This window comes from Streptomyces sp. NPDC093018, from assembly GCF_040684035.1.
GTDB lineage: Bacteria > Actinomycetota > Actinomycetes > Streptomycetales > Streptomycetaceae > Streptomyces > Streptomyces murinus.
In genome coordinates this window covers 184,308-192,475 of sequence record NZ_JBFBFF010000015.1, presented here as the reverse complement: position 1 = coordinate 192,475, position 8,168 = coordinate 184,308, and the positions used below count along the sequence as shown (strand labels likewise).

At 73.8% G+C, this 8,168-nt stretch carries 4 protein-coding genes and 1 pseudogene; 1 reads left to right on the top strand and 4 read right to left on the bottom strand.

The window, feature by feature from the left end; genetic code table 11:
- Positions 1-251 (top strand): annotated as a pseudogene (locus AB0N90_RS28805) (hypothetical protein); the annotation flags it as partial.
- A 290-nt stretch (positions 252-541) separates the two neighbouring features.
- Here the strand turns inward: AB0N90_RS28805 and AB0N90_RS28800 are convergent.
- The 4 genes from AB0N90_RS28800 to AB0N90_RS28785 all read right to left on the bottom strand — a co-directional run bounded on the left by AB0N90_RS28800 (position 542) and on the right by AB0N90_RS28785 (position 8,116).
- Positions 542-1,696, bottom strand: a complete 1,155-nt coding sequence (locus AB0N90_RS28800) for a hypothetical protein (protein ID WP_365201523.1) — start codon at positions 1,694-1,696, stop codon at positions 542-544.
- A gap of 2 nt (positions 1,697-1,698) precedes the next feature.
- Positions 1,699-3,789 (bottom strand): methyltransferase, FxLD system, encoded by a 2,091-nt coding sequence (fxlM, locus tag AB0N90_RS28795; protein WP_365201521.1) that lies wholly within the window; start codon positions 3,787-3,789, stop codon positions 1,699-1,701.
- Between the two features lie 65 nt (positions 3,790-3,854).
- Positions 3,855-5,114, bottom strand: a complete 1,260-nt coding sequence (locus tag AB0N90_RS28790) for a lanthionine synthetase C family protein (protein WP_365201518.1) — start codon at positions 5,112-5,114, stop codon at positions 3,855-3,857.
- Positions 5,111-8,116, bottom strand: coding sequence for a lantibiotic dehydratase (locus AB0N90_RS28785; RefSeq protein WP_365201516.1), 3,006 nt, complete (start codon positions 8,114-8,116; stop codon positions 5,111-5,113). The genes AB0N90_RS28790 and AB0N90_RS28785 overlap by 4 nt, the downstream gene beginning before the upstream one ends.
- Positions 8,117-8,168: the final 52 nt, after the last annotated feature.

The following is an 8,168-nucleotide window of genomic DNA, read 5'->3' as shown; positions in this document are numbered from 1 at the left end:
ACAACGCCCGGCATCTGGAGCAGTCCGGGGCGGCGGTCGCGCTGACCGGCGAGGTGACGGCGGCCCGGTTGCAGACAGCGGTGGGCCCCCTCCTGTCCGACGCCCACCTCCGGCGGGCCATGGCCGAGCGGGCCCGCATGTACGGCCGCCCGGACGCGGCGGACCGGCTGGTGGACGAGATCCTTTCGGCGGCGGCAGGCCGGCCGGTCACTGCTGGAGCCGGCCGACGTGGAGGGCCGTCCCTGCCTTGACGAGGACGGCGCACGCGTTGAACGCGGTCTGGTCCTTCCCCGGGGAAGGACCAGACCGCCGGGTTGATGGTCCAGCGCATTCCTAGGATGCGTCCCTGCGGGTCGGTGATCAGGAAGCTGCCGTGGGCCGGGCGATGGTCGTGATCCGGTCTGCCGTTCGGCCGGGCGTCGATGGACGGGCAGCCGAACAGCTTCTGAAGCAGCCGCCGACCGGTCGCCGGCCTGGGATGCCCAAGCGCCGGGTCAGCCACTCGATCACCGCGCGTTGCCCGGCGCTGTTGGCGGTGGGGCTATGGGGCAGCGGGATCCGGTGATGGTGCTGTTCGACTTCGGCGTTCAAGGGGATCGCCTCCGGGTGAGCCCAGGTCGAACGGGGATGCTTCGAGCACTTGGCGGGCGCTGTCGAGGGCGGCCTCCAGCCTGTCGCGATGGGGCTCGGGGAGGGCAGCGGAGCCCAATGCGCAGGCGGCGAGCGAGCGTTCGAACGAGGCCCTCCGGGCGGGTTCGAGGCTGCGGCGGACTCCGTCGTGGCCAAGAAGGTCGCGCAGCGCGTAGCCGTCACCGGATTCACTCGTTCGGCCGACCAGCTGGGAGAGGAGCTTTCGGGCGGCGGGCGTGTCCGGATCGGTTGCGTCGAGAGCGGTCAGCGCGAGGCGGGTGCTGAAGACGGCCAGGCCCCCGTCCGGTTCGAAGGCGAGGCAGTGGTCGATCGCGTGGTCGGCGGCACGCTGGTCACCGGGGCGGCAGAGCGCGGTGAGCGCCGAGGTGACCGCGTCCTCCCACGCGTCGCCCTGCTCGGTGTCCTCAAGCAGCGCGAGGGCACCGGGGAGGTCACCGGTGGTGGCGGAAGCGAGGACGGCGACCTGGCGGCCGTCGAGGATACGCAGCCCGATGCCGCGGTGTTCCTCGATGTGGCGCAGGGCCTCGCTCCAGCGGCCGGCGGTGGTGAGGGCTCGGGTGCCGTCGGCGAGGACGACCCTCCACAGCCAGGCCCGCACCTCGGTGAGCTGCTGGTCGGTCTCCGTGAGGCGTGCGGGGACCACGACTCCGTCGAGGACGGTCTCGGTGGAGCCGGCAACGGCTCGGTAGAGATCGAGGAGGAGTTGGTGGCCGCGTTGGTGGTGACCGGAGCGGATGTGGAGGCGGGCGAGGTTGACGATCGGCTCCAGCCCGCGGACGGCGCTCATCGCCGGGAGGGGCCCGTGGCTGAGGTAGAGGGCGGCGTGGCGGTGGCACAGCTCGCGGGCGTACTCCGGCAGGCCGAGATCAGACGCGAGGAGCGCTGTCTGGTTGAAGACGGTGGATGCCTGGCCCGGGTCGGCTCGCTGACCGCCCATGTCGGCCAGCGAGCAGAGCTGGCCGACCCGGGCGGTCAGGGGCAGGCACGCGGGCCGGATCCGGGGCACCAGCGGGAACCGCTGGGCGATCGGTCCGGTCGGGTGCACAGCTACTCCCAGGTGATGGTGATCGGGTGGTTCGGGCGCTCCAGGACGAAGTGGCCGGAGGCCAGGTCGGCGGTGCCGCGGCTGTCGGGGAGGGCGATGCGCGGCGTCCGCTCGCGGAAGCCGCTGTTCCAGACGCGGATCTCCTCGGAGACGAGGTCGGCGAGCGCGGCGCCTTCGGGCCCGTGTCCGATGACGCCGGTCTCGTAGGTCTTGCGGCCGTCGGCCGTGGGGTCGCCGGGGCGCAGAGTCAGGTAGGCGAGGGAGCCGTCCTGGACGGTGGCCATGGCACCCCAGCCGAACATCGGGGTGACGAGGCCGCGCTCGCGGGCGGCGGCGCTCACGCTCATGCGCATCAGGGAGTTGGGCAGCTTCAGGGCCAGCCACAGGTCCTGGTACTCGTACGTGGTGCCGCTCGGGATGGTCACCCCGGTCCAGGTCTCGTGGCGTCCGCTGTCGAGGACGCCGAGCAGCGGGCAGGCGTCGACCGCCGCGTCCTGGTCCTTGTGAACCTGGAGGGTGACGTCGCCCTCGCCGGTGAGGTCGACAGTGCGGCGGGCGTCGTCCATGCTGCCGCGCAGCGGCATGAAGACGGCGAGCTGGTCGTCGACGGAGGTCCAGCCGCCCTCGCGGCGCTCGAAGGCGATGGTGCGCGAGGCGGTGCCGCGCAGCCGCAGCGGCAGCACGATCCGGCCGGTGGGCTTGACCTGCTCAAGCCACGGCGTGGGCATCTCGCTGGTGCTCACGGTGGCGATGACCCGGTCGAACGGCGCGCCGTCGAGGTGGCCGAGCGCGCCGTCGCCGAGCACCACCTCGACGTTGGTGATGTCCGCGTCGGCGAGGTGCTTACGGGCGCCGTCGACGAGGTCCGCGTCCACGTCCACGGCCGTCACGTGCCCGTCGGTGCCGACGATCGTGGCCATGTAGGCGGCGTTGACGCCGGTGCCCGCACCGGCCTCGAAGATCCTCTCGCCGGGCCGCGGGTCGAGTTGCTCCAGCATCAGGGCGACGATCGCGGGCTGGGAGGCGGCACTGATCTGCGTGCCGCTCCCGTCGGACTTGGTGTAGGTGGGGTTGTCCGCGTAGGCGGCCGCCAGCGGGAAGCCGGGCAGGAAGTGCTCGCGCCCCACCGTCCGGAAGGCGGCCTCGACGGCGGCGGTGCGGATGGCCGCCTGGTCGAGCAGGCGGTCGGTGAGGGCGGCGCGCAGCTGCTCCGCGGTCGGGGCGACGGAGACAGTGTCGCTGCTGAGAGTAGTCATGTCGGTGACCTTGGTAGTGGTGCGGATGGTGGGCATCGAGGGCGCGGGGCCCTCGCCGGAATGGAAGACGGCGTCCAACGCCCTTGCGGCCATGGCGGCTTGGTAGTCGACCTGAAGGCCGGCCCGGTTGGCGTGGAAGAGGAGGTGGTGCGCGAGGACCGCTCGCAGCCCGCGGGTGAGGTGGCCTTCGCGGCCGAGGCGGACGAGATCCTGCCCGGCCTGCTCGAAGGCGTGGACCCAGTCGCCGTGGTGGGCGAGCGGGGCGGTGTCGCGGGTGAGGGCCCAGGTGTCGAGGCGCATCAGGTGGCGCATGGCGGCGGTGAGGGTGGTCGCGCGGTCGGGGGCCACGGGTGCCGGGGGATCGCGGAGCTTCGCGAACTGCACCCAGACGTCGCCCTGTTCGTACCAGTCGAGTCCCGCCGCGCGGAGCATGGCGGAGACGAGGACGACGACGGTCTCGGTGCGGCCGAGGGCGGGCGGGTTCGGTTCTGCGGCCTGGGCCAGCAGGTGGAGGCTGTCGGCGTGGAAGAGGCGGTGGGCGATCTCCATGGCCTCCGGGCCGCCGAACGCCTCGGTCTCGGGCTCGTAGATCACGGTGGCCCAGTGCTCGATGGCACGTTCCGCGGCGAGCACGTCCAGGAGTGAGGTGACGATGAGCGCGGGCGCAGCGGCCCGGTAGCGCAGTCTCAGCCCCTTCTTGCGCAGGTACCACCAGCCCTCCAGCACGCCGTTGTCCTGGGCGAGGACGAGCACGGGGGCGAGGTGGTGGGCGGCGATCCGCTCGACGTCGGCGGAGTCGGCGAAGGCGAGGTCGTGCTGGATCCAGTTGTGGGTCATCAGATCGGTCCTCGGTCGGTGATCAATCGGTCCTTGGCTGGTGGTCGTCGGTCCGCGGCCGGTGGTCAGGAGATGAGCAGACAGGCGTCCCAGCCGGTCGCGGGCGCGTTGCCGGTGGCGGGGGTGAGCAGGGCGAGGGCGGTACCGGCGGCGCCTTCCAGGAACGTCGGCCCTGCCGTCGCCAGAAGGCGCTGAGCCTGCTCGTCGGCGTCGGCGCGCGGTGGGTGGATGTTGTTCAGGAGCAGGGCGGCAACCGAGCGGAGGCGGTCGGCGCTGCGTCGGGAGGCATCGGCGGCGGCGCGATGGGCGATATGGGCGAGCCCGGCGTAGCCGTGGCAGGCGGACAGGTCAGTCGTCGCGGAGAGGGCCTTCGGGTCCACGAGCGCGGCGGCCAGCGCGCCTTCGGCGTCGTGGCGCAGGCGCGGGTCACCGAGGGCAAAGGCGGCGAGCTGCTGGGCACGCGCGACACCGGCGGTGCCGTAGCACCAGCTCGGCCGCTGGGGTGCGAGCGGCTCGCGGTCCGGGCCGGTCAGGTCCGCCGCGGTGATCCAGTACGGCCAGGAGTGGTCGTCACGCCAGCGCTCCAGCCAGGCCAGGATGGCGCGGATCGCCTCGCGCTGGCCGTCGACCTCGACACCGCACCGCAGCGCGAGGGCGAGCAGGGCGAGCGGCCCGGCGATCCCGTGTGCGAGCCCGCTGTTGGCGTGACCGCCGGGGAACCGCGCATCACTCTTGCCGGACGGGCCGGCGAGGGTCCACCAGCCGGGCAGGATCTCGCCGTGGTGTGCGGAGTCGACGGTGAGGTGGACCAAGGAGGCCACGATCCGCCGGACCGTCTCCCCGCCGGGGGCTCGGCGCAGCAGGACGGCGCCGATGCCGGACAGACCGCGGATGGTGTCGAACTCGGCGAGTGCCGGCAGGTCGCCGCGTTCGACCCGGGCCTCGGCTTGGTCGCAGCGGTGCACTGCGTCGGCGGTCACGACCTGGTCGAGGTGGTCGAGGGCGCGCTGATAGGAGCCGGGCTGGGCCTGGGCGGCGCAGGAGAGGGCGTGCGCGAGCGCCGGGGCGCCGTAGTAGAGGTAGCTGTCCGCGCCGCTGGTGGCCGGTGCGCCGGCCGCGAGCGACAGCCAGGCACGCACCGGCTCCCACGGTCCTCGCCCGGTGGCGGCGCGCTCGATGTGGAGCAGGGCGATGCCGGGAGCGCCGTGGGCGAGGGACTGGCGCCACTGCGGGCGCGACGACCAGGCCGCGGGTACGGATGCGGGGTCGTCGAGCAGCTCGGCGATCCGGTCGGACAGCCGAAGGGCGGGGTGCGAGGTGGTCACAAGGCACCGTCCCGGGAGAGGCGGGCCAGGGCGGCGGCGCGGGCCAGGTAGAGGACTTGGGCCTCATCGTCGAAGTCGATGCGGTGCGCTCGGACGTAGCCGCAGTGCAGCAGCGAGCCGAGGACATCGTCCGCGTCCACGCCCCGGGTGTCGGGCCCCGGGAAGTGGTGGCGGTAGGCGTCCAGCGCGTGGTGGCGTGCGGCCCACGCCCGCACGACCGCGGCGCCGCCCGGCTCACCGCGCAGCGCGGCCCAGCTGTCCGCGGGATCCGCGAGGCGGACCGCTTCGGCGAAGACCGGCCGGGCGATGGCCGCCGGAGGCTGGGCGGGGACGTTCTTGACGAGCCAGCGCAGCCCGGCGGTCGCCGAGCCGGTGAACCCGGCCGCGATGGTGACCGTATGGGCGGCGAGCAGTGCCTGCCGACCGGGTAGCGCGGGCTGGGTGAGCTGGGCGAGGACGGCGGCGGAGTCGGCGCGGAAGACCTGCTCGGCGGCGGCCCGGGCGGCGCCTTCGCCCCATCGGCCGGTCTCGGTGTAGGAGGTCGGGTACACGACCTCCGCGAGCAGTCCGGCGCGGTGGAGTTCGGCGGTCCAGCCGCTGATCACGTTGGCGGCGGGGCCGAACTGGTCCGGGCCGGGCAGGGCGATGCGCAGCCGCAGGTGCTGGCGCTGGTCGCGGAAGCGGACGAACCACCACGCGGGTCGGCCGAGTCGCTCCAGCAGATCGGGCAAGTGGCGGGCGAGGACGGTGTCCTGGCGCTCCAGGTCGCCGTAGAGGGAGGCGAGGAGCACACGGGAGGTACCGGGGGCGTCGCCGTGGCCTCGACGCAGGACTCGTGCCGGGGTGGGCCGGGGCAGCCGTGGCCAGGCGGGCGCCCGGGTGGCCGTGACCGGGACCGTGATCTCGTGGGCCCGGCCGTCGGCCCAGCCAAGGTCGACCGGGTCCGGTGCCTCGACGAGCACGGCGTGCGGTGCGGAGCGCAGGTGCTCGCGCAGCAGGACGCGGTGACCGGGGTGGCCGAGATCCAGGGGCAGGCCCTGGCTGTCGGCGGCCAGGGTGACGTACTGGGCGACCTTGCGCCGCGTCAGCCACGAGGACAGTTCCTTGTCCCACTCGGCGAAGCCGGCGGTGCGATGCGGGAGTTCGGCGGCAACAAGCCGCCAGGAGGCCGCCGAGATGATGACGCGCCCGTGTCGGAGCCGAGGCCGGAACGGGAGCGAGCTGAGAGTGCCCCAGGAGAACTGGGTGACCTGGGCGCCCTGGGCGCGGGACAGTTCGGTGATGAACCGGGCCAACGGCGGGGTGTGGTCGCGCAGGTTCAGGGCGTGGGTGGCGGCGGCCTCGATCCTCACGCCGAGCGCCGGCGCGGCCAGGTACATGCGTCGCCCGTCGCAGCCCACCGCCAGGTCCTCGGAACCGAGTACGCCTTCCGCTGCGCGACGATGCTCGCCGAGGCTGATCACCAGCCGGCCGGTGGGCACGCTGCGGGCGACGTGCCCGGTCGCCGGGTCCAGGGGAGGGAACGAGAGCTGGGCGGTGACGGCGTGCTCGTCCATCGTCGGCAGGCCGCTCAACAGGTCGGTGAACGCGCCTCGGTGCCTGGGCTCGAGAAGGTGGAGGAAGCGGCCGACCGAGACCCCGGCGGCCCTGGAGGCCGAGACGACCTCCAGCCGGAACTCACCCCGGTCGAGGTCCTGCCGGGTGCGGGCGTGGATCCGCGCGAGGATCTCCAGGTGCGGGGGCAGACGCGGCTCATCGGGGCCCAGGTCGAGCGAGGCGAGGAGGGCCTCGTCGAGTACGACCTCGCGCCTTCCGTCGAGCGCTGCCCGCTGGGCGAGGGCCGCGAGCAGCTCCTCGCGTTCGTCGAAGCGCGGCTTCTCGGCGGTCCTGGCACCGGGGTAGCCGTCGGGCCAGCCGATCCCGCTGTCCGCCACCACATCGAGCAGCGGCACCAGCGCCCCGCGGCCGTACCGCTCGTAGAAGCGCTGGTGGTAGGCCCGCCACGCCGACGTCCCGTTCGGGAACGCGCTGAGCCGGGTCAGCAGGCCGGCCGCGCGGGCAGCCTCGTCAGCCACCGTCGGGGGGAGGACGAGATCGGCGTCCAGCCGCAGGTCGACGGCAGGTGCCGGGCGGGCGGGCCCGGTGGCCCGCAGACCCTCCAGGGCCCTGGTGACGGCGGGCGACTCGTCGATGCCGGTGCTCGTCAGGGCGGCACGCAGGTGCGCCTCGGGATCGGGCTCGGTCGCCGGTGCGCGCAGATTCGTGATCAGCGCCTGGTGTGCCACGAGCTCGGTCAGAACGGCGGTGACCCGCTCACCGGACACGGTGGGGAACTCGGCGTGGAGCTTGACGGCGAGGTCGCCCAGGCGGACCGGGTGGCGGGCTGCGGCCAAGGCGAACGAGACGGCACGGGTGTGCCGCAGGGTGGTCTCGGCGGCCGTCGTAACGCCTCCCGGCCGGACGAGGGGCCGGTGCGGAACGACGAGGCGCTCACCCCGCACATGGACGGTGTTGTTCGCCGCCACGTCGAGGTGGGGCAGGACATCCGGCAGCCCTTCCAGCCGCCCGATCGCTTCGGCGAGCCGGGCCGCCGAGACCGTGCGTACGGCCTGGTGATCGCAGCCCCACCGCAGGTCGCACGGCGAGGCGAACGATGCGGCCTGGACCCCGGCGAAAGACCCGAACGGGGTCGGGCGGCCCGTGGCGCGCAACACGTACCGGGCCGTGGAGAGAGCGGCGCGCCGGACCTCGCGGGGAGCGGGGGCGGGGGCTTCGGTCAGCCGCCGGACGCGCTCGGCGAGGACGGGGCTGGCCTGTTCGAGGGTGTCGGCGAGGGCTTCGTCGGCCCACACGTCACGCAGCCACTCGACGTGCCGGTCGGTCCGGCCGGTCGTGTCACCGAGGTCGGGCCAGGTGGGCAGGGCGCGGGTGGAGAGGGCGACGGCACGCACGAGCGCCACGCCGGCGGCGCGGTAGGAAGCCGTGGGGGCGGGTGGGTGCATGACGGGCAGACCTCGCAGTCGGAACGGGCAGAGGGCGGTGGCCTGTGCCCCG